The organism is Archaeoglobus neptunius (assembly GCF_016757965.1).
Lineage (GTDB): Archaea > Halobacteriota > Archaeoglobi > Archaeoglobales > Archaeoglobaceae > Archaeoglobus > Archaeoglobus neptunius.
Genome location: NZ_JAEKIW010000008.1, coordinates 1 through 19897 on the forward strand (window position 1 = coordinate 1; position 19897 = coordinate 19897).

The following is a 19897-nucleotide window of genomic DNA, read 5'->3' on the forward strand; positions in this document are numbered from 1 at the left end:
GCATCGTAGCATCAACCATCGGCTCTGCAATGCTTATATGCTTCCCGCACTTCTGGGCGAGATTGACAACAAAGGAGTCAAGCTCGTCAGGATCGTTGAATATTATGTTCGTGCGGAGGTTTGTGTAGTTGCGGTGGTAGACGTACATGTACTTCTGCACACCATTGCAGGAGATATCCTCAAGCATGGGATCAAACATTAGGGGAGTGATCTTGTCATAATAAAGAAAGTCCCTCATGATATAATACCAGATTTTGTAATATCCTCTATCATCAAGGTCAAACCCGATTTCGGAAAGGAGGTCATCAAAAACTTCCTTTAAAAACGCCTCTTTGTTTATTTTTTCATCTTCGAAAGGCTCCTCCTCAAGTTTGTCTCTGAGGAGGAGTGAGAGTTCACCGTAAATCTCCATCTCGTACGGAGAAAGACGTGGCTCAATAACATGATATCTGTATTCCTGCTCTTCATCGTTGTATATTATGTATATCTTACAAAAAGGCTCCTGAACCCAGTACTCCTCAACGACGACCCAGCCAACAGGCGGAGAATACTCAACCAGCTCACCGTGTTCCTCAACGCTATACTCTTTTCTCTCAACCTTACCAGCGATTTTCTTCTTCTTTTTGACTTTAATTACTTCTTCTCTTTTTTTTGCCTCCTCAATGGCGTCTAAAGCTTCTCTTTCATAATCTTCAAGCTGCTGATCTTCTTCCTGCTGTACTTCCTGCTGTGTTTTTCTTCTCCTTATTTTGAGCATCATGATAACGTGTAAAAAATCATAATTAAAATTTTCTCTGGATGAGGTCAGTTCTCATAGTTTGTACTTTTAGAAGTCTAATTACAGGGAATTCTCGAAGTCAGAATCATTATTACAGTCGAACCAGGATGTGATAACTGAATATTTGATGTTTGCTAACCGAAATCTATATAAGACTGATATTTGCTGACTTACCACAACGAAACGGAGAGAATTCATCAAGTGTACTGCTATCTTCAGCGCTACAGCAGCAGGAATACCACCATTTAGTCTTGTCAGTCTACCCAATATAGTAGAAAAAAGAGGCGAGGGGCTTGTTGTCTATCCCTTCCTTTATAGATTCGTCAGCAAATCGTTTCAGATCATAAACACCAAGCTGTGGGATTGCAAGTGGTGTACCAACAAATTTACTCCTCTCAAAAATGCAACACCGGCGATTCTAGGCATTGGTAAAATCATTGCATTTGTGAAATCAGCACTACCGATATAAATCAGTATTTCAGTAAAGTCGCAAGAATGGAAAAGATAGCCTCGCAATACTTCTACCGAATATTCCCCGACTCCGAGAACATGGATCTGTATCTGCCCCGGGAGATGGTTCAGTTCGAGATAAAACCTGGGAAACTAACGAGAAGCTGGAGGTGGAGCAAGGGTGGTGGAGAACTGGCTTAACCTCCACGTAACTTCTGTCTGCCAGCTGAATTGCAGGCAATGCTACTTCAAGCGCTATGATGGCAGGAAGGGCGAAATTCCGCTGGATGCTATAGCAAGGATTTGTGAAGATTTCCTGTCTACTGACTTTCCGCTTGACGGCTACACAATAATTCTTGGTGGTGGTGAGCCCTTGCTATATTCGCGTAAGGACTATATTTTCCTGTAATGGATCTATGAGTGGAGAAGATGTTGTTTGTTTTGAGATAGACAAAGATGGGAACGTTTATTACATTGAATGTGAGTAGGAGGTGTTATGGGTGAATAAAAAAGGAAAGAAATTGTTGATCGTGTTGTGTGGTGCTTTATTGATTGGAATCATTGTTTTTGTCAACTCCAACGAACGGAAAAAGGAAGAAATCAGGAAAATCAATGCGAAGCTCAGGGAAGAGTTCGGGGATGAAGCCGCCTGGATGATCTCCGTAAATCCGAGAACTGGAGAGAAAAGTGTTGATGTGTTTGTCCACTCAATGCCTGCCAATCAAAAGTTGAACACGACAATTGACGGTTGGAGAGTCATGTCTACAGCACCCGCCGGTGAAGGTAACGAGGTAATCTTTTAAAATCATTGTGGGTTAACGAGCCTTTCTGCAACCTTTTCCACTTTTTTCAAAACTTTGCTTTCATCCATTGAAAGCACAGAACTATCCTCAACCACCAGCTCCCCATCAACAATCACATTGCTAACCTCACAGCCGGTGCTTGCGAATAGGATGGAACTCGCCGGATCGTGCACTGGATGGTGTCTCAGAGATCTGTCTATCGTTACAATATCTGCCAGAGCCCCTTTTTTCAGAACTCCACCGAACAGGTTGTACGCCCTGTAGCCATTTTCGGTTGCCACCTTTAGCCAGGTTGACGGAGGGAGAACTCTCTTTCGGAGGTTCTGGAGTAGAGCGGCGAGTCTGATTTCCTGCAGAAGATTCAGCATGTTATTACTTGCAGCCCCATCACTGGCGAGTGAGACGTTTATCCCCATTTTCAGCATCTCATACACCCTCGCTATACCCGATGACAGTTTCATGTTGCTTGATGGACAGTGGGCAACAGAGGTGCCGGTGGTTGCGAGCAACTCCATTTCAGAGTCCGTCAGCCATACGGCATGTGCAACGAGAGTTTTATCGTCCAGAAAGCCGATTGAGTGCAGCAGTTCTGCAGGCCTCATGCCATACTTTTTCTTTATTTCTTTGACCTCCCACAGAGTTTCGGAGAGGTGTATGTGCTTTATAACATTCAAATCTCTGCCAATTTCTGCCACCTTTTCTAAAAATTCCGGTGAGCACGTGTATGGAGCGTGGGGTGTGAGCATGCACCTCACCCTTCCACCAAAACTGCCATCATATTTTTTGATCAGTTCAACCCCAATCTTCAGCTCCTCTTCACCCCTCTTCTCATCTCCCCTGTCCGCCATTCCATAGCCGATTACAGCCCTCATCCCCGATTCTCCAACTGCCTGGACAACTCCGTCCATGTAAATGTACATATCAGCAAAGGCTGTAATCCCGGATTTTAGCATCTCAACACAGGCAAGCACGCTGCCCCAGTAAACGTCTCTCTCCCTCATTCTTCCCTCAATTTCCCAGACCTTTTCGAGCCAGTCTCTAAGCGGTAAACCCTCCGCATAGCCTCTAAGAAGAGTCATGGCCGCATGCGTGTGGGTGTTGAAAAATCCCGGAAAAATGAACATTTTCGATGCATCGATCTCAATATCTCCCCTGATGTCTTCTTTACCAACATACGAGATTCTGTTTCCGTTAATACCAACACTGCACTCGATAAATTTCCCGTTGATGAAACATAACCCGTTTTTAACCGCGATATCGTACATGGAGTGTCTTGAACAGTACCCGGATATGATACTTTCGTTCAGCAAGTTTAAAATAATGTAAACTGACAAAATTTATGAACGTTCTTCTCAGCAGGAAGGATACGATTAGATTCTTGATTCTCTCTGAACTTATGGTAAACCCGGAATGTAATCAGCGTGACATTGCCAGAAAGCTGAATCTAACACCTCAGGCAATATCAGAGCATTTCAAGGAGATGGTTGGTGAGGGACTGATAAATGTCATTCACAAAGGTTATTACGAGGTTACAAAGAAGGGAGAGGAATGGATGTCCCGAAATCTCATCGATCTGCACGTTTTCAGCGAAGAACTCCTCAAGAAAATATACTCAAAAACGGTTGTTGCGATTGCGAAAGGGAAAATAAAAGAAAACGATAGGGTTAGATACTGGTTTGGCGATGGATATATATTTGCAGAAAAAAGCTCAAACGGAAATGGAACGGCCTTAACGTCTGCAGAAGATGGGGAGGATATCCTCATTAAACCCACGGGAAGTTTTGAACCGCCTGAGAAGGGGGAGATAATTGTTGTCAAGGTTCCGGATGTTGCCGAAGGAGGAAGCAGGAGACTGAATCTCAATGAATTCAGAGAACTTGTCAGATCACGCCCAAAAAGTATAGTTGTGGCGATAGGAATCGAGGCACTTGTGGCATGCAGGAAAATAAGGGTTGAACCGATATTTTTTGGTGCAAAAGAGGTTTGCATCGAAGCAGCTCATCAGGGCAGCGGAGTCATTGTTGCGTGCACGGAGGGCAGGATAAATGATCTGCTCAGAAGTCTCATAGACGAAAATCTTGAATTTGAGATCAAGGACATAGTTATTTAAGGAAAATTATATTTCCTCTACCTTTTTTGACCTTCTCCACAACCCCTCTTCTTTCAAGATCTGCTATTATTAAGCTCATCTTTGCCTCGCTGTATCCGAGCCTCTTTCTAAGTTCCTTCTGGGTTATTCTTCCGCCTTCTCTTTTTATTATCTCAACCACCTCTGCCAGGTCTTCAGGTAAGTCGTCTGCATGTTCTGCAGACAGCACTCCGGAAGGCACGTCTGTTTGTTCTGCTTCTCTTCCCGACCTCCTCTTGATAAGGTAAAGCGCCACAACAATAAAAGCAGAGGCTGCAGCAGCGAGGAGATAGTAAGGTGGCTCACTTTCTACGTTAATTGCAGGAAATTCGGGAACCTCCTCGATTTCTCCAAGTTTGGGGAAAAGAATTAGGTCGAACCTCGTTGTGTTTTTTACAGTAAGGTTCTCCACTGCCATATATTCTCCAGACCATGCAATTATTGTGTAATTTCCCGGCGAAACGTTGAAACTGTAGCTGCCATCCTCAGAAACAATACGCTGGACAGTTCCATCTTTTATCTCAACTATAACGTCCTTCATCACATCGAGCGTATCCCATCGGTAGATTTTTCCGTAAATTTCAGCTCCGTCTGCAACTGCTATTGCCAGGATCAAGACCAGTACAACAACGGACAACCTCATAGCAAATCTCTAACCTTTGCTACCGGGGGCGTCTCTCTTTTATGTTTCGTTCTCTCCACCAACTCCAGAACCTTTACGAACTTTTCGTCCTCTCTTTTCTCACCCTTTTCAATGGCCTTCAGTATCTCATCAAGCTCCTGGTAGGTAATCCCGAGTTCCCCCTCATCAGTTTGTCCCCTCCACAAACCGGCAGATGGTTTTTTCTTTACTATTCTTTCCGGCACTCCAATGTATGATGCCAGCCGGAATACCTCTGTTTTATAAAGGTCACCGATCGGAAGAAAATCAACACCTCCATCCCCGTATTTGGTGAAATACCCGATCATAAGCTCACTCTTGTTTCCGGTTCCTGCAACAACTCTGTTCATGCTGTTGGCATGGTAATAGTTGAGAATCATCCTTATCCTTGGCTTCAGGTTCGCCAATGCCAGCCCCTTACGTTCACCGTCAGCAGATTCCAAAAAAGCATTCAGAATCTCATTTATTTCAATAATTTTGTATTTTATTCCCAGTTTCTCGGCAATTTCAATAGCATCTCTAACGTCTTCCTCGGGTGTAACGCCCCTTTCGGGCATTATCAGTCCAAAGACCCTTTCATTTCCCAGAGCCTTGACACATAAATATGCCACGGTGCTGCTGTCAACACCCCCACTTAACCCAATAACCACACCTTCGGATTGTGATGAGTTGACAAAATTTATTATGAAGGACTCAATTCGCTCAGTAACTCTGTCCCAGTTCATGCAGTCTTTTTTTTGTCTAGGAATAAAAAACTTCCTTACTCCCAGAATGCCGTCAAAAAGTTTTTGTCTGTTAAAGCCTCAATAAGAGCATGGTGGTTGAAAGGCGGATGACAAAAAAGTTTTTGGAGGACGCATTTGCCGGTGAAAGCCAGGCGCATGTGAAGTACGCAATATTTGCTGAACAGGCTGAGAAAGAGGGATACGGCAATGTTGCAAAGCTCTTCAGGGCAATTGCATTTGCAGAGCTTGTTCATGCCAGAAACCATCTTAAAGCTCTCGGGAATGTAGAGAGTACAGCAGAAAACCTCGAAACTGCAATTAGGGGAGAGTCATACGAGGTTGATGAAATGTATCCCGTTTTCAACAAGGTTGCAGAGTTTCAGGGCGAAAAAGAGGCTCAGAAATCTACGTACTACGCTCTTTCGGCAGAAAAAATTCACGTGGACCTCTACAAGAAGGCAAAGGAAGCTGTTGAAAGCGGAAAGGATGTAGAAATTGAGAAAGTCTACATATGTCCTGTTTGTGGTTTTACGGTCGTTGATGAGGCTCCAGAATTCTGTCCGATCTGTGGGACAAAAAGAGACATCTTCAAACAGTTTTGAGGATAAAATAAATAAAGCCAGAACAGAGCAGAAATCATGGACTTCCTGAGAGTGGAGTTTGACATTCAGCATCATCTGGTACTCTCAAAGAAGAACCGCAGAGACCATGCTCTCATTAGGATGATAGTTTCAACTCTCTCAACACCGGGAGAACTTGCAAATCTCAGTAAGAGAGATTTCAGATTCAAAAAGACAAAATCATTCGATTACTATACAGTCAGGTTGTCCGAAGGTGGAAGAAGCAGGATTTCTCCTGTGGACAGGAAAACCTATGAGATAATTCAGAGTTTACCGGCAAAGCCGTTTGATCTAACCTGGAAGGAAATGGATGAGATAGTTGCCAAATATTCACCGCTGGACGTAAGGTACACCTGCGTGAAGTTGAGAGAGGCCGTCAAATCGATACTTTCTGACTCCGCATTTTTTGGAGAAATTGAGGATATAAAGGATATCGACAGGAAATACGCTTTTATGATTGACTTCAACCCTCTGTACACCGGTTTCTGGGATCTCGAGGAAGAAGATGGTATTGAAGATTTTGTTTTGAGTTATGCCGAAATCAACAAAATTAAGGACAGCAAAAAAATTGCCTCAGAAACGGGAATTGATGAGGTTATTGTGAGGGAGATACTCGAAAGCGGAAAAAGGAGTATTCTAGCATTTAAAAATTGAGAAAAATTTATCTCTTCGAAGACGAAAAGATTTATCGTGGCGGAAATGAAAGTGGCTGTTGGACTTGTAATGGGCAAATCGTCAATATCCGAGTTCAGCTTCGCTGTAAATCCCTCATGTATCCCAAAATTTGGGGAGTATGTGATGGCAGAAAACAGAGATGGGGAGGGAGTGATAGGAATTGTGAGGGAGATATCTAATTTCAACAGAATGATAATCGACGAAGGATTCAGCTTTGAGTATCTCGTTAAGAACATAGATTTCTCAAGGAAGCTTCTGGAAAAGAATGATGTGGTTGTTGCCAGTGCAACGGTAATTGGCGTCATACGGGGTGGGGAGGTGTACCCAAACAGGGTGCCTATTAAACCAAACTCTGAGGTCAGATTAGCAGATGATGAACTTCTTTCCACACTTTTCAGGTGTAAAAGTGGTGTGGAAATTGGCCAGATGATTGCCAGGCCGGATATATCCGTTTCTCTCGATATAAAACAGCTTGTGCTGAGACATTTTGCAATTCTATCTGTCACGGGAGGCGGAAAATCAAACACAGTGGCTGTACTGGTAAATGACGTGGTAAGGAAGCTCAATGGCACAGTTGTGCTGATAGATCCTCATGGTGAGTACGTCAGTTACACTTTCGAAGATGGCAGTGAAAATGGAAAAAACGTTGTTCCTGCTGGAATAAGGCCGGAAAGACTTGAACCATGGGAATTCGCAAGTCTTGTCGGGATAGACAGGGAGAAGGCTGCGGTTCAGAGAATGCACATGGAGAGGATATTCACGACTGTGAAAAAAGAGGGAAAATCGGGAAAGGAGTTTATGGAGAGGGTTCTGGATATTGCCGAGGAGTGGATAAACCTTGCTTCGGCTAAGGGCGAAGCGGAATACTACGATTTTGGGGGTGTGAAGAGGGCGGTGATGCTTGACCGGCAGGATTTAAATGCTCTTGCAAGAATAAAGGAGTATGTTGCCTCTTTTATGCGAAGGTATGAGGATTTGTTGAGTCAGAATGATATGCTGGCGAGTATAAAATCGGGATACCTCAATGTTGTAAACCTCAGCGGGTTTGACGAAGGGCAGATGAGGGTTGTTGTCGCATATCTTTTGAGGAATCTGCTTCTCGGGAGAATAAATTTTGTCAGAGGTAAGCAGGGATGGGCGAGAATTTGTCCTGCGGTTAGGAAGCCGTTACTCGTTGTGTTCGAAGAGGGGCACATATTCGCACCTAAAGGGGCTGGCAACGACGTTGTGACCTGGATGGGTAGAATCGCCAGAGAAGGGAGGAAATTTGGTATAGGGCTTGGGATAGTCAGTCAGAGGCCAAAGAGGCTGAATGATGATGTTCTGAGCCAGTGCAACACGAAAATAATTCTCAGGATTACAGAACCAAACGATCAGAGGTACGTGCAGCACGCTAGTGAGCATATAAGTGAGGATCTGCTGAGTGATATTGCATCGCTCGGTGTTGGGGAGGCCGTTATTGTGGGTCCCGCAGTAAAGCTCCCGGTGGCGGTAAAAATAAGGAAATTTGCAGGAAATTACGGTGGAAGAGATATTGATGTTATTGGAGAATGGCTGAGTGAAGAAGAGGAACAGAAAAGGCAGATAACCTTAGAGGATCTGGCAGTATGAAGTTCGCCCACATCGCAGATATCCATCTGGGATACGAGCAGTACAATCAGATATGGCGGGCAGAGGACTTCTCAGCTTCTTTTAGAAAAATTGCGGAAAGGTCAATTGAAGAGGACGTTGATTTCGTTATAATAGCCGGAGACCTCTTTCACAGAAGCGTTCCAAGCCCCAAAACTATCAAAGAGGCAATAGAGATTCTTCAGATGTTTAAGAGGGAGAACATTCCTGTGTTTGCGATAGAGGGCAACCACGACAAAACGTCAAGGGACATCTCTGCCTACCACCTCCTTGAGTCCATTGGGATGTTGAACGTCCTCGGTTTAAGAAAAAAAAGAGTTGAGGGAGAATATCTTCGATGCAAGAAAGTGCAGAATGTTTATCTGGTTAAAGGACAGATGGAGGATGTAGAGATCCTTGGTGACAGACACAGAAGCAGATGGCAGCTTGAGAAAATCATTCCGCTGCTGAAACCGGAAAGTGAAAACAGCGTGCTGGTTCTTCATCAGGCAGTGAAGGAGGTTGTGGATATAGACCTCGACATGGCCTACGATCTGACCATAACAGATCTGCCCGAGGCGGGATACTATGCCTTTGGCCACATTCACCTGCCGAGAATGTATGAATTCAGAGGAAGGTACATAGTCTATCCGGGATCAGTAGAGAGATATGATCTGAGAGAAGCCTCTGTGGCGATATCCTACAAAACGGAGCTGACGGTTAGGGAAGGTGTAAGGAAGGGTTTTGTAATTGTGGATGATTTCAAGCCCGAATTCATCGAGATAGATACAAGGGAGATGTACGATGTTGAGATTGAGGCTGAAAATGCCGATGAGCTTGAAAAACGCTTCTTGGAGGTTATGGAAAAAATTGGCGAAGATGGAATTTTAATAGTGAAAATGCGATGTCCCGAAATTGCGGATATTAAAAAGATGAATGAGGTTGCTTTAAAGAGAGCCAGCTATGCCGAGATCAGGTTTGAGAGACGTGTAGAGGATTTTGAAGTTTTGTCCGTTAAAAGCGAAAATGAGTTCTTTACCGATTTCGAACTGAAACTGCTGGATTTGCTGAAGGGTGAAATTGATGAAAGGGAGGTCTATGATTTTCTGATGGAGCACTATCTCAGGCAGAGTCAGGAGGAAGTGAGGCATGAAACAGAAGAAAAAACGGTTGAGGATGCCAAGGGGATAGATAAAAAACCAAAAACACTCCTTGACTTCTTTGGTGGTGATTGAATGAGTCTCGTAATCAGAGAGATTCAAATAAGGAACTTCAGGTCACACTCAAACTCCAAGGTAGAGTTCGATACCGGAATAAACCTCATTGCAGGGAGAAATGGGGCAGGAAAAAGCTCAATACTGGAGGCAATTCTTGTAGCTTTTTACGGTCCGAGACCGGCTGGTTTGAGGAAGAACGAACTTGTGAGAATCAATTCTCCGGGATACTCTCTGAGTCTGACGTTTGAAATTAATGGGAAAGAGGTTACCATCACGAGGAGCAGTAACGGAGAGGCGAGACTGACGGGGATGGAGATTATTGAGGGAGACAGTAACATCACCGAGTGGGTGGAGAAGCACATCTGTCCGAGCCACATATTTACGGGGGCGATATATGTTAGACAGGGAGAAATTGACAGCATTGTAAGGGACGACGAAGGAAGGGAGAGAATTATCAGGAAAATCACGAGAATTGATGATTACGAAAACGCCTGGAAAAACCTCGGGACAGTTTTGAGAATACTGGAAAAAGAGAAAGAAGATTACAGGACATTTTTGGAGCAGGAAGATGAGATAAAAAAGCAAAAAGATGATAAAAAGGCCGAGATCAGATCAACAGAGCGGGAGATTTCGGAAATAATCTCTACGATTGAAAAACTTGAGATTGAAGTTGAAGATTTGAAAAGGAAAAACGACGAATTTGAGAGGCTAAAAAAGGAGATGGAAAAGCTCAACACAAAGTTTAACGAAGTTTCCGGAGATATTAAAGCTTGTGAGTCAAAACTGAGAATGCTGGTGGAGCAGAAAAAGGAGATTGATGGCAGAATAAAGGATCTTGAAAAAAATGTGGAGGAGATGGAGAGGATAAGGCCGAATGCTGAACTCTACATTGAGCTTGATAGGATGCTTTCCCGAGTTGTAAAGAGGCTAAAAGAGCTGGACGAGGCTGAGAGTATTGCCAGAGAGAAAATAGTCAGGATAAGGACGGAGCTTGACAGATCAGGCAGGGATGCGGAGAAGCTCGAAGAAGTAAGAGACAGGCTGAGGAGAGTCGAATTCGCAGTGAGGGAAGTTGAAGAGAAGTCGAAAATCTGGAACTCACTCAAGACGAAGCTTGAGAGACTTGAAAATTTAAAGACAAAGCTTGAGGAAAGAAATTACACTGTAGAGATCGTAGATGAGCTGTACGAAACACTTCTCAAGGTTAGGGGCGAGGAGAGAAAGATTCAGGATGCATTCGAAAAATTGATCTCGCGGAGATCCAGTCTTACGGCCAAAGCAAAGCAGTTACAGAAAGCTATTGAGGAGTTAAAACAGGCTTCCGGCTCCTGTCCGACGTGTGGGAGAGAGCTTGATGAGGCTCATAGAAAAGAGATAATTGAAAGCTACCGAAACGAGCTAAAATATCTGAAAACTAAGCTTGATGAACTGAATGAACTCGAAAGAGTGCTTAAGGAAAAGAAGAACAAGATTGAAAGGGCATTGGGCAGACAGGAACAGATTTTGAAGTACAAACAGATTGCCGATGAGTTCAGACAGTTGAGTGAAGAGATCGCTAAAGTTGATGTTGAGAGCTTCAGGAAGGCGAATGAAGAATATGAGAAATTAAAGGAAGAAATCGGAAAGCTGAGAGGGCAGGAAAAAGTCCTTCTAACTTCAGCAAACCGTATTGATACACTTAGACGGAGCCTGATGGATGCGGAAAAAGAGCTTGATAGATTGCACTCTGAAAGGAAGGAAGTAATGAGTTCTGTGGTTGAGAAGGGTTTTGATAGTATTGAAGAGCTTGAAGAAAAAATTAAGGAGCTGAAATATCACTACGATAGATGGCTTGAGTTGAGAAACTCGAAAACCAGATTGAATCAGGAGAGGGAGAAGGTTGAAAAAATAGAAAGTGAGATTGAGGAGACACAAAGGTTGATTTATGAAAGGAGAGAAGAGCTCAGCAGAATTAACAGGAGGATGGAAGAAATTAAGGCCGTCTACAATGAAGAGGATCATAAAAGAGTTTCAGAATTGTTTTTGAAGAAGAGCAAGGAGATTTCAGGATTGAAGAGCAGAAAAGATGTTCTCGAAAGCAATCTGCTGAATCTTAAAAGGGATTTGGAGTACCTTGAAAAGCAACTCGACCTTCTGAAGGACTACAGAAGAAGACTGGAGGTGATTGAGAGAAAGGCGATCCCGGAACTGTCAAAAATAAGGGAGAAGTTCAGAAAATACAGAAATATCATTGCTGAAGCGGCGATGAAGGAGGTTGAGAGATATGCTTCTGAAATCTTCGAGGAGCTAACCGAAGGGAAGTACTCTGGCGTCAGACTGAGAAAAGTGACGGAGAGAGGTAGAGAGAGGCTGAGAGTTTTTGTGGTCTATCAGGGTGAAGAGAAGGACGTGGGCTTTCTAAGTGGAGGGGAGATGATAGCTCTCGGTCTAGCCTTCAGACTCGCTCTGTCAATGTTTATGATAAGGGGGAGGATTCCACTGCTTATTCTGGATGAGCCGACGCCGTATCTCGATGAGGAAAGGAGAAGGAAGCTTGTGGACATTACCACAAACTATCTCAGAAAAATTCCGCAGGTGATAATCGTATCTCACGACGATGAGCTTAAAGATGCCGCAGACAGGGTTATTCTCGTTGACCATCACGGTGGAGTCTCGAGGGTCAGGTATGTGGAGGCTCAGTGACGAGCTGCTGAGGGAATTTGAAAGGACGCTTGAAGAAAGCTACTCAAATGTCGTGAACATAGCCCGATCGATTAAACACAGGTGGCGAGACCTCCCGGAACCCGAAATCTGCTCTGTGTGCGGGGTTGATGGAAGCAGAGGTGTTGAAAGACTCAGTGGCCTCGTTTTTTATATTGTGTCGGCAGCATCGGTGGGGGAAGATATAAGGGAAATGCACGAGGTTACAACGCTGAAACCACACATGCACATCGAGGAGAGGATCAGGCTGCATATGCATACCAGTGAGTACAGACTTGGCAGTTTGGCCGAAGAGGAGATAGTGTTAATGGACGGAACACTGAGGGGAGCCATAATACGCCCTCCAACGTATCTTGACAGAAATGTTTACTCAACCCTTTCGAACCTCTATGATCTGGAGGGGATTATCGACGATTACATCACGGTTCTGGACAGGTGGCACTCTGAGATTACGGAGGATGTTGTGAATGGGATTGCCAGAAAGAATTATCTGCTGACGAGGACGGAGTATTTTGACCGCATTGAAAAAGGGTGCAGGAAGGGTGGTGAGGGCGATAAAGACAACCTGATGATTCTGATGGAGTACGTTGAGTACCTTCATGCCCTCAACAAACTTCTGGACAGAAACGTTATTTTTGTTGCAAAAAGTTTTTACACCAATGAGTTCACGGCAAACTCTTCTATAACGGATTCTGCAGTGCTGGACTACATTGCGAGAGAGCAGTTCGGAGAGGAAAAGGCGGGATTCATCCAGTTCAAGCCAGAATTGAAAAAGTCACTGCCCTGGTATGCGAAGAAGTTTAAGAAACTGATTAAAGCAGAGATTTTTGGGGCGTTCGTAAGGTTTGCAGACGGCGGTAACATCTACATGCTCGAATCTACAAAACCAATTGAAGACGGGACAATCGCCAGACTCTGCAGTCTTGAGGCCGATGGCTATCTAATCCCCCTCATCCATGCCCACAAACATGCAGAGATAAAGCGAAGGGAGCTGAAAACTATAATGAATGCAATGCTTGCAGCAACCGACTCCAAGTACTCCTTTTTATTGAAAAAAGGAAGGGAGCCTCTGGAGTGATCTACCACACCGGCGTTCTCTTCTCGAAGAACGCCGATATCCCCTCTCTCGCATCCTCTGTCGAGCTGTAAAGTGAGATCGCCTCCGTTGCGTATGCCAGAGCCTGAAAGTCCTCCATAAAGAGCTGCTTGTAAAAAAACCTTTTTCCGGATTCAAGTACGTTCAGACTGTACCCTGCCACTTTTTCTGCCAGATTCATTGTTTCCTCTTCAAGCCTGTCGTCCTCAACAACTTTGTTGACCAGCCCAAACCGCATGGCTTCATCTGCTGTTATGAACTCCCCGGTGAATCCCATCTCGAATGCCTTCTTTCTTCCAACAGCCCTGCTAACGAAGGTTACTGGAGTGAAGCAGAAAAGACCGATTTTAACACCCGGTGTGGCAAAGAGTGCCGATTTTGCAGCAACAGCCATATCACATGCTGCAACAAGCTGACAGCCTGCTGCAGTTGCAACACCATGTACCTGGGCTATATACGGCTGAGGAGCGTCTCTAATAGCCTGCATCACCCTGTAGCACTGGTTAAAAAGACGCTCCACCTCGATCGGATGCTGGTTCAGAATCTCTTTAAGGTCGTGACCGGAAGAGAACGCCTTTCCGGCTCCTCTGATTACGACAACCCTCACCCTTCTTTCAGCGGAAACTCTACCAATCAGCTCTTCAAGCTCTGCAAGAAGGTCCATTGACAGTGCGTTTCTCGTTTCAGGGCGGTTCAGGGTTATTACACCCACCTTTCCGAATTCCTCGTAGACCAGATTTTTCATGATTGAAATTTAAACTTTGAGATAAATTGTTTTCGCATCTGGAATGCTGATCAGTCTTTCCCCAAGCCCCTAAAGAAACCTGGAGTATCTGGCACAGATTGTCCCGTATGTGACAGCTATACTCTTTTTCGCATCAATTTTCGAACCTTTCAGCAGTGCATTTCAGGCAGATGGCAACCATGTTACAGCACTACCGTTCCGTACTTCACGGCAACATCACCAGCACATACAACCATGACTATTCGAGATTTGTGTGTTGGATTAAATATGGAAACAGCAGATGTGTTAGGTATGGCAAAAGGCTCGACTTCATCGGCAAAATATGTGATGGGAGCATATCGAAGTCAAAATCCTGATCCTGAGAAAAATCGAAGCCGTGAGGATGCATTGCCAGATTCAGTTTTGCAAATCTAAGTGATGATCTCAGACATGCTTCACGACTGCATCGACTTTGCGGAGAATAGGTGACCTGAACGATGAGCTCCGTTAAGCTCAAGCTTACATGGTAGCAGAACAAAACTGATTGTGTTCTGGGTGAACGCGGAGGTTCGTAGCCAGAATTGAGGTCATCTGAAATAGTCTCTCTCTATCTCCTCGATACTTTCGATTTCACCCTCCTTAACAACTTCTCCGTTGGCAATGATATAGGCCCTGTCTGCAACATCGAAAGCCATCTGTGTGTTCTGTTCGACAAGCAATATTGAGAGATTCAGCTCCTTTCGTGCCTTTTCAATTGCTTCGGCGATTGTTTCGACAATTATCGGTGCCAGACCCATTGAGGGCTCGTCAAGTAGGAGTAGCTTTGGCTCAAGCATCAGGGCTCTGGCTATGGCTACCATTTGCTGCTCCCCGCCGCTGAGATTTTTTGCAAGTTGCCCCTTCTTCTGCCTTAAATTCGGAAAGAGATCGTAAACAAATTCAAGTTTATCCGAATTGGCAGCAATCAGCAGGTTGTCTTCTACAGTCATGTCTGAAAACAGCCTTCTTCCTTCAGGGCTAATGGCGATTCCGAGCTTAATTCTTTCATGAGGCTTTAGACGGGAAATGTCCTTACCATCAAACCAGATTTTGCCCCTCGTTTCCACCAGACCGCAGATGGATTTCAGAAGTGTCGTTTTCCCTGCGCCATTTGGACCGAGAACGGCCACGGCCTCACCTTCTTCGACCACAATGTTCACATTACGCAGGATCTCCGCTTTTCCATAATAAGAGTGAAGGTTCTCGACTTTAAGCAGTGACATATCTTTTACCTAAGTATGCTTCTATAACTGCCTTTTCTTTAACGACTTCATCGGGATGACCTTCAAAGATTATTTTTCCCGAATTCAAAACGACCACTTTTTCGGTAACGTTGAACAGGTCACTGAGCCTGTGCTCTATAATCGCTATTGAGTGGCCGTTTCCACCAATATTTCGGATAATCTCTGCAAGATCTCGTGCCTCTTTCGGACTCAAACCGGAAAATGGCTCGTCAAGGAGGAGAAGTTTGGGATTTGATGCCAGCGCAAGAGCAATGCTCAGTTTCCTCAGCTCCCCGTAAGATAAATTCACGGCCTTCTTATTTCTTTTCTCCCATAAACCGAACTCTCGGAGATAGTCCAGATCTGATGTGATTGTCAGCATGTTCTGCTCAACCGTCATGTTGCTGAAGACCTTCACAAGCTGAAACGTCCTGACTATCCCCATCCTGGCCAGTTGGCTCGGTTTCGCTCCTGTAATGTTCTTGTTCCTGAAGATAATCTTCCCGTCATCAGGCTTGATAAATCCCGATATGATGTTGAAAAGTGTTGTCTTTCCTGCTCCGTTGGGCCCTATTATGCCCAGGCTTTCACTTTTGTCCACCTTGAGATTTACACCCTCTAGCACCCTCAGTTCGCCGAACCTCTTGTGCACATTTCTGACTTTTAGCATGATATCTGAACTAAAGGAAGGTTTAAATACTTTGCTGTGGCGATACAAAACATGAGACATGCTAAAGCTGTGCTAGCAGCCGTAATATTGCTTGTTGCTGTCATATCTCTATGCACTCAACCGAACAGCCAGAGTGCAGGACGGGACAAGGTTGTTATAGGAGTGATCGGTCCAATGTCACGTCCAGAGGGTGTGGCCGAGAAAAACGCAGTAAAGCTTGCAGCAAAGGAAATCAACTCTCAGGGTGGCATTCTCGGATACAAGATTGAGGTTGTAGTGGGTGATACAAAACTGGATTCCAATACCGCTGCAACCGAATTTAGGAGGCTTGCAACCGTGGATAAGGCAGATGTAATTATCGGAGGCTTTTCGAGCGGGGTCATGACGACGATGATGGAGACTATGGCGGAGACAAAAACGCTCTTCTTGACAGATGCCTCCTCGCCTGAGCATGCCAAAAAGGTGAAGGAGAACTACGAAAAGTACAAGTACTGGTTCAGAGTGTCTCAAAACAACGGATCAACATTTGCTCTCGATTTAGCGGACATGGTAAAGTTTCTAAAAGAGAACGGTTACGATGTGAAGAAAGTCTACATAATAAGGGATGAGCACGTATGGACCGATCCTGTCATGGCCGCATTAAAACCTCTGCTTGCACAAATGGGAGTTCAGATAGTGAAGGATGTTAAGATCCCGAGGGGATACTCCGAATACGAGCAGCTAATTCTTGAGGCAGAGAGTCTCAATGCTGACCTCATAATGCCCATACTGGCGATTTCAGGCACAGGGGATATACTGGCGAAACAGTGGGCAACATTAAAGCCAAATATACTCCTTGCTGGACATGATCTTGCGCCGATAGATGCTGGCTTTTACGAGAAGACCAATGGGTTGGCCAATTACGAGATATTCCTTGCTGACGGAGGTGCGCTGGTTACAGCTCCACCTACCGAGATGTGCAGGCACTTCATAGAGGAGTACAAGAAGGAGTACGGACACTACCCTGAGTCCCATCAGGCTTACGGAGCATACGATGCAGTTTATCTGTACAAGATGGTGGTCGAAATGGCTGCAAAGGACGGAGTGAAGGATCCGTTCAATCCGGATGTGCTTGTGAAATATCTGGAGAAATTCAATGCATCAAACCCGGCTAGGCTGACAAGACCGATTGCATTCTACAGCAACCACGACCTCATGTGGGGTGATAATTACGTCAGAAACTGGATTTCGCAGTGGCAGGATGGCAAACAGTACATTATTTATCCGGAGAATGTGGCAAATGGTAAGCTGAAGCTTCCACCCTGGATAAAAAGATAAACAGAGCATGATGGACGTTCTGCTGAAAATAATCGTCTTTGGAGCCGTCGTGGGAGGAATCTGGGCCCTGGTGGCCTCAGGCTTCTCTTTAATTTTTGGGGTCTCGAGGATACTGAACTTTGCTCATGGTGCTGCATTTGTTTTTTCGGCCTACATTGCCTATATGCTGGTTGGCGGCGGATTCAACATCTATCTGGCCATTCTCGCAGGGATTATCGGTTCGGGATTTTTCGGATTGCTTGTTTACGCTTTAACCCGTCCCGTCAGACAGAACGAGGTAATGGTTATAATTGTAACTCTCGCTCTGGCCCTTCTGGTTCAGCAAATTCTCCTTGTCACCTTTGGAGATAGGGGCATATCACTGACACCGCTTATTGGGGGTCTCGTCGAGTTGAACGGGCTGAAAATTACTAACATAAGAATAGCGTCCTTCTTATTTGCTGTCGCATGTCTTTCGGTACTCGAGCTTTTTGTTACACGAACCTCGCTGGGGAAGAAAATAATGGCGACGTCTCAGGACAGCGAAGCGGCAATGCTTATGGGGATCAATGTGGAAAAGATATTCATCCTCGTAATGGTCCTTTCTTCCGTCCTTGCTGGTTTTGCTGGGATACTTTACGCTCAGATCTTTGCGATCTCGCCGGAAATATCACTAAGAGCTTTGATTTATGCCTTTGCTATCGTAATTCTTGGCGGTCTCGGAAGTCTGAGGGGGAGTATATACGCATCGTTCATCGTTGGCTACATACTCGTTGTCACAATCACCTTCCTCGGTGCAAGGTGGTCGGAGTTTGTAATGCTGCTCGCAATAGTGGCCATTCTCGTGGTCAGGCCAACAGGACTTTTCGGGGTGGAAGAATGAGGCGGATTGCGGGATTATTGCTCGTCGTGGCAGCATTTGCCATACCCTATGTGGTTCCAGATGCTTACCTGTATTTGATTGGACTGACGTATCTCTTCGCAATAATTGTCATAAGCTGGGATCTGATGGTTGGATACACCGGGCAGGTGAATCTCGGCCACACAACATTCGTTGGATTGGGTGCCTACGTTGCGGCACTGCTGCAAAGTCCTTTAAGACTTGATATAGCGATCCATCCTGCGCTGGCGATCTTTTTAGGCGGGATTGTGGCTGCATCGGTCGGACTGGCTGTGGGGATCATCACTCTCAGACTGAGGGGGTACTACTTTTCACTGGTTACTGCAATACTCCCGCTCGTTTTCATGCAGACCGTTTTCATCTGGAGGGATGTTCTCGGGGGAGAAGAGGGGTTCTCCATAGCAGGATATGCTATGTTCGATACCACCATTGCCAAGTACTACTTTTCGCTTGTTCTGCTGCTTCTGTCATTTGCAATTATGCTGAAAATTGTGAAGAGCAGAATTGGGCTGAGGTTTATGGCGCTGCGAGATAGCGAGGAGCTGGCAGAATCGCTGGGAATTGATACAACAAAGTACAAGATCCTTGCGTTTGTCATCAGCTCTTTCTTTGCGGGAGTTGCAGGGGCAGCAATCGTGAATTACAGGTATACTGTGGGGCCAGAACTTTATGGCGTTCCCCTGATGCTGCTCATAATACTGTCAGCGGTTCTTGGTGGTCTTGGAACTCTCTACGGGCCTATGTTTGGTGGCATAGCCATATACCTGGCCAAGAACTGGTGGCTGGGCGACCTGATAAGGGCGCTATCCCTTCCCATAAACGATGATATCGTGCTTTACGCCATACTGATTGCAGTCGGCATTCTGATGCCGGAGGGGATTTACCATGAGATAGAGAAAAGGATAAAACATTAAATTCATTAAGCCTCCCGGCCAATTTATTTTATGAGAGAGTGCTTGGACCTGATTTTCAGAAGAGTTTCAATCAGAAAATTTGGGGGCGGGGATGTGGATGATGAGACTCTCGGGTTGATTCTTGAGGCCGCAAATGCGGCGCCTTCAGCCGGAAATTTGCAGGCGAGGGACTTTGTTGTTGTGAGAAATGAGGAAACGAAGAAAAGGCTGGCGAAAGCAGCGTTGAATCAGATGTTCATATCAGAGGCCCCCGTTGTGATTGTTGTTTGTGCCAATTATCCGAGAAGCATGAGGGTTTATGGTGAGAGGGGAAGGCTGTATGCAGAACAGGATGCAACGGCCTCGATTGAGAATATTCTTCTGGCTGTTACTGCTCTCAATTTGGGGGCGGTATGGGTTGGTGCTTTTGACGAGGAAGAGGTTGCCGAGATTCTTAATCTTCCCGAGTCTGTAAGGCCGATGGCAATAATTCCAATTGGTCATCCTGCTGAGAGTCCGGGAAGAAGAAACAGATATCCTGTGAGCATGCTTACTCACCACGAAACCTGGTGATTGGCAAAGCGCTGCTGACGTCCATTCCAGCGGCTGTTGCCTTTGGGGCCCAGTGCAGTTTCAGATGTAACCGATAATTGTGCAGTCTTCATGGAATATCCGGTTGAATGAATCGTA

20 protein-coding genes and 1 pseudogene are annotated in these 19897 nt (G+C 45.1%); 14 read left to right on the forward strand and 7 right to left on the reverse strand.

The window, feature by feature from the left end:
- Positions 1-760 (reverse strand): annotated as a pseudogene (locus tag JFQ59_RS07010) (type II/IV secretion system ATPase subunit); the annotation flags it as partial.
- Between the two features lie 513 nt (positions 761-1273).
- Between JFQ59_RS07010 and JFQ59_RS07015 the strand changes: the two are divergent.
- The 3 genes from JFQ59_RS07015 (at position 1274) to JFQ59_RS07025 (ending at position 2031) form a co-directional block, all read left to right on the forward strand.
- Positions 1274-1429: a hypothetical protein gene (locus JFQ59_RS07015; RefSeq protein ID WP_202319714.1), complete on the forward strand. Its 156-nt coding sequence runs from the start codon at positions 1274-1276 to the stop codon at positions 1427-1429.
- A complete protein-coding gene (locus tag JFQ59_RS07020; protein WP_202319715.1) occupies positions 1413-1637 on the forward strand; it encodes a radical SAM protein in 225 nt (74 codons plus the stop codon). The genes JFQ59_RS07015 and JFQ59_RS07020 overlap by 17 nt, the downstream gene beginning before the upstream one ends.
- A gap of 139 nt (positions 1638-1776) precedes the next feature.
- The gene (locus JFQ59_RS07025; RefSeq protein ID WP_202319716.1) at positions 1777-2031 is read left to right on the forward strand and encodes a hypothetical protein; all 255 of its coding nucleotides are present in this window, start codon (positions 1777-1779) and stop codon (positions 2029-2031) included.
- A 2-nt stretch (positions 2032-2033) separates the two neighbouring features.
- Here the strand turns inward: JFQ59_RS07025 and JFQ59_RS07030 are convergent, their stop codons facing one another.
- Entirely contained in the window at positions 2034-3296 is a 1263-nt protein-coding gene (locus tag JFQ59_RS07030) for an amidohydrolase (RefSeq protein ID WP_202319717.1), read from the reverse strand.
- A gap of 74 nt (positions 3297-3370) precedes the next feature.
- Here JFQ59_RS07030 and JFQ59_RS07035 point away from each other — a divergent pair, with 74 nt between their 5' ends.
- The gene (locus tag JFQ59_RS07035; protein WP_202319718.1) at positions 3371-4141 is read left to right on the forward strand and encodes a DUF7839 domain-containing protein; all 771 of its coding nucleotides are present in this window, start codon (positions 3371-3373) and stop codon (positions 4139-4141) included.
- On the opposite strand, the gene JFQ59_RS07040 is transcribed toward JFQ59_RS07035, so the two are convergent.
- Together JFQ59_RS07040 and JFQ59_RS07045 are read right to left on the reverse strand one after the other, a co-directional pair.
- Entirely contained in the window at positions 4134-4802 is a 669-nt protein-coding gene (locus JFQ59_RS07040; protein WP_202319719.1) for a helix-turn-helix transcriptional regulator, read from the reverse strand. The genes JFQ59_RS07035 and JFQ59_RS07040 overlap by 8 nt on opposite strands.
- The gene (locus JFQ59_RS07045; protein WP_202319720.1) at positions 4799-5545 is read right to left on the reverse strand and encodes an NAD+ synthase; all 747 of its coding nucleotides are present in this window, start codon (positions 5543-5545) and stop codon (positions 4799-4801) included. Before JFQ59_RS07045 ends, JFQ59_RS07040 begins: the two co-directional genes overlap by 4 nt.
- Before the next feature lie 89 nt (positions 5546-5634).
- On the opposite strand from JFQ59_RS07045, the gene JFQ59_RS07050 reads away from it, so the two are divergent.
- From JFQ59_RS07050 to JFQ59_RS07075, 6 genes are read left to right on the forward strand one after another with little or no spacing between them, the layout of a single operon-like run.
- A complete protein-coding gene (locus JFQ59_RS07050; RefSeq protein WP_230972362.1) occupies positions 5635-6147 on the forward strand; it encodes a rubrerythrin family protein in 513 nt (170 codons plus the stop codon).
- 36 nt (positions 6148-6183) lie between these two features.
- Positions 6184-6819: a hypothetical protein gene (locus JFQ59_RS07055; protein WP_202319721.1), complete on the forward strand. Its 636-nt coding sequence runs from the start codon at positions 6184-6186 to the stop codon at positions 6817-6819.
- Between the two features lie 45 nt (positions 6820-6864).
- Complete coding sequence (locus JFQ59_RS07060) at positions 6865-8451, forward strand: ATP-binding protein (protein WP_202319855.1); 1587 nt, start codon at positions 6865-6867, stop codon at positions 8449-8451.
- Positions 8448-9683, forward strand: coding sequence for a DNA repair exonuclease (locus tag JFQ59_RS07065; RefSeq protein ID WP_202319722.1), 1236 nt, complete (start codon positions 8448-8450; stop codon positions 9681-9683). The genes JFQ59_RS07060 and JFQ59_RS07065 overlap by 4 nt, the downstream gene beginning before the upstream one ends.
- A complete protein-coding gene (rad50, locus tag JFQ59_RS07070; protein WP_202319723.1) occupies positions 9684-12347 on the forward strand; it encodes a DNA double-strand break repair ATPase Rad50 in 2664 nt (887 codons plus the stop codon).
- Entirely contained in the window at positions 12331-13443 is a 1113-nt protein-coding gene (locus JFQ59_RS07075) for a DNA double-strand break repair nuclease NurA (protein ID WP_202319724.1), read from the forward strand. Before rad50 ends, JFQ59_RS07075 begins: the two co-directional genes overlap by 17 nt.
- A 1-nt stretch (position 13444) precedes the next feature.
- On the opposite strand, the gene JFQ59_RS07080 is transcribed toward JFQ59_RS07075, so the two are convergent.
- From JFQ59_RS07080 to JFQ59_RS07090, 3 genes are all read right to left on the reverse strand, one after another.
- On the reverse strand, positions 13445-14206 hold the full coding sequence (locus tag JFQ59_RS07080) for an enoyl-CoA hydratase-related protein (protein WP_202319725.1): 762 nt from the start codon (positions 14204-14206) through the stop codon (positions 13445-13447).
- Between the two features lie 566 nt (positions 14207-14772).
- Entirely contained in the window at positions 14773-15447 is a 675-nt protein-coding gene (locus tag JFQ59_RS07085; protein ID WP_202319726.1) for an ABC transporter ATP-binding protein, read from the reverse strand.
- Positions 15434-16117 carry an ABC transporter ATP-binding protein gene (locus tag JFQ59_RS07090; RefSeq protein ID WP_202319727.1) on the reverse strand — a complete coding sequence of 228 codons (684 nt, stop codon included), beginning with the start codon at positions 16115-16117 and terminating at the stop codon, positions 15434-15436. Before JFQ59_RS07090 ends, JFQ59_RS07085 begins: the two co-directional genes overlap by 14 nt.
- A 51-nt stretch (positions 16118-16168) precedes the next feature.
- Between JFQ59_RS07090 and JFQ59_RS07095 the strand changes: the two genes are divergently transcribed.
- Genes JFQ59_RS07095 through JFQ59_RS07110 form a run of 4 tightly spaced genes read left to right on the forward strand, consistent with a single transcriptional unit; the run spans position 16169 to position 19780 of the window.
- A complete protein-coding gene (locus JFQ59_RS07095) occupies positions 16169-17434 on the forward strand; it encodes an ABC transporter substrate-binding protein (RefSeq protein WP_202319728.1) in 1266 nt (421 codons plus the stop codon).
- A gap of 7 nt (positions 17435-17441) precedes the next feature.
- Positions 17442-18296 carry a branched-chain amino acid ABC transporter permease gene (locus JFQ59_RS07100; RefSeq protein WP_202319729.1) on the forward strand — a complete coding sequence of 285 codons (855 nt, stop codon included), beginning with the start codon at positions 17442-17444 and terminating at the stop codon, positions 18294-18296.
- A complete protein-coding gene (locus tag JFQ59_RS07105; protein WP_230972363.1) occupies positions 18293-19228 on the forward strand; it encodes a branched-chain amino acid ABC transporter permease in 936 nt (311 codons plus the stop codon). Before JFQ59_RS07100 ends, JFQ59_RS07105 begins: the two co-directional genes overlap by 4 nt.
- A gap of 30 nt (positions 19229-19258) precedes the next feature.
- A complete protein-coding gene (locus tag JFQ59_RS07110) occupies positions 19259-19780 on the forward strand; it encodes a nitroreductase family protein (RefSeq protein WP_202319731.1) in 522 nt (173 codons plus the stop codon).
- Positions 19781-19897 lie beyond the last annotated feature (117 nt).

Coding starts and splice junctions, on each gene's coding strand:
- JFQ59_RS07110 (WP_202319731.1), top strand. CDS start 19,259: ATGAGAGAGTGCTTGGACCTGATTTTCAGAAGAGTTTCAATCAGAAAA.
- JFQ59_RS07050 (WP_230972362.1), top strand. CDS start 5,635: ATGGTGGTTGAAAGGCGGATGACAAAAAAGTTTTTGGAGGACGCATTT.
- JFQ59_RS07075 (WP_202319724.1), top strand. CDS start 12,331: ATGTGGAGGCTCAGTGACGAGCTGCTGAGGGAATTTGAAAGGACGCTT.
- JFQ59_RS07085 (WP_202319726.1), bottom strand. CDS start 15,447: ATGTCACTGCTTAAAGTCGAGAACCTTCACTCTTATTATGGAAAAGCG.
- JFQ59_RS07035 (WP_202319718.1), top strand. CDS start 3,371: ATGAACGTTCTTCTCAGCAGGAAGGATACGATTAGATTCTTGATTCTC.
- JFQ59_RS07015 (WP_202319714.1), top strand. CDS start 1,274: ATGGAAAAGATAGCCTCGCAATACTTCTACCGAATATTCCCCGACTCC.
- JFQ59_RS07055 (WP_202319721.1), top strand. CDS start 6,184: ATGGACTTCCTGAGAGTGGAGTTTGACATTCAGCATCATCTGGTACTC.
- JFQ59_RS07030 (WP_202319717.1), bottom strand. CDS start 3,296: ATGTACGATATCGCGGTTAAAAACGGGTTATGTTTCATCAACGGGAAA.
- rad50 (WP_202319723.1), top strand. CDS start 9,684: ATGAGTCTCGTAATCAGAGAGATTCAAATAAGGAACTTCAGGTCACAC.
- JFQ59_RS07040 (WP_202319719.1), bottom strand. CDS start 4,802: ATGAGGTTGTCCGTTGTTGTACTGGTCTTGATCCTGGCAATAGCAGTT.
- JFQ59_RS07095 (WP_202319728.1), top strand. CDS start 16,169: ATGAGACATGCTAAAGCTGTGCTAGCAGCCGTAATATTGCTTGTTGCT.
- JFQ59_RS07105 (WP_230972363.1), top strand. CDS start 18,293: ATGAGGCGGATTGCGGGATTATTGCTCGTCGTGGCAGCATTTGCCATA.
- JFQ59_RS07065 (WP_202319722.1), top strand. CDS start 8,448: ATGAAGTTCGCCCACATCGCAGATATCCATCTGGGATACGAGCAGTAC.
- JFQ59_RS07080 (WP_202319725.1), bottom strand. CDS start 14,206: ATGAAAAATCTGGTCTACGAGGAATTCGGAAAGGTGGGTGTAATAACC.
- JFQ59_RS07100 (WP_202319729.1), top strand. CDS start 17,442: ATGATGGACGTTCTGCTGAAAATAATCGTCTTTGGAGCCGTCGTGGGA.
- JFQ59_RS07060 (WP_202319855.1), top strand. CDS start 6,865: ATGAAAGTGGCTGTTGGACTTGTAATGGGCAAATCGTCAATATCCGAG.
- JFQ59_RS07090 (WP_202319727.1), bottom strand. CDS start 16,117: ATGCTAAAAGTCAGAAATGTGCACAAGAGGTTCGGCGAACTGAGGGTG.
- JFQ59_RS07045 (WP_202319720.1), bottom strand. CDS start 5,545: ATGAACTGGGACAGAGTTACTGAGCGAATTGAGTCCTTCATAATAAAT.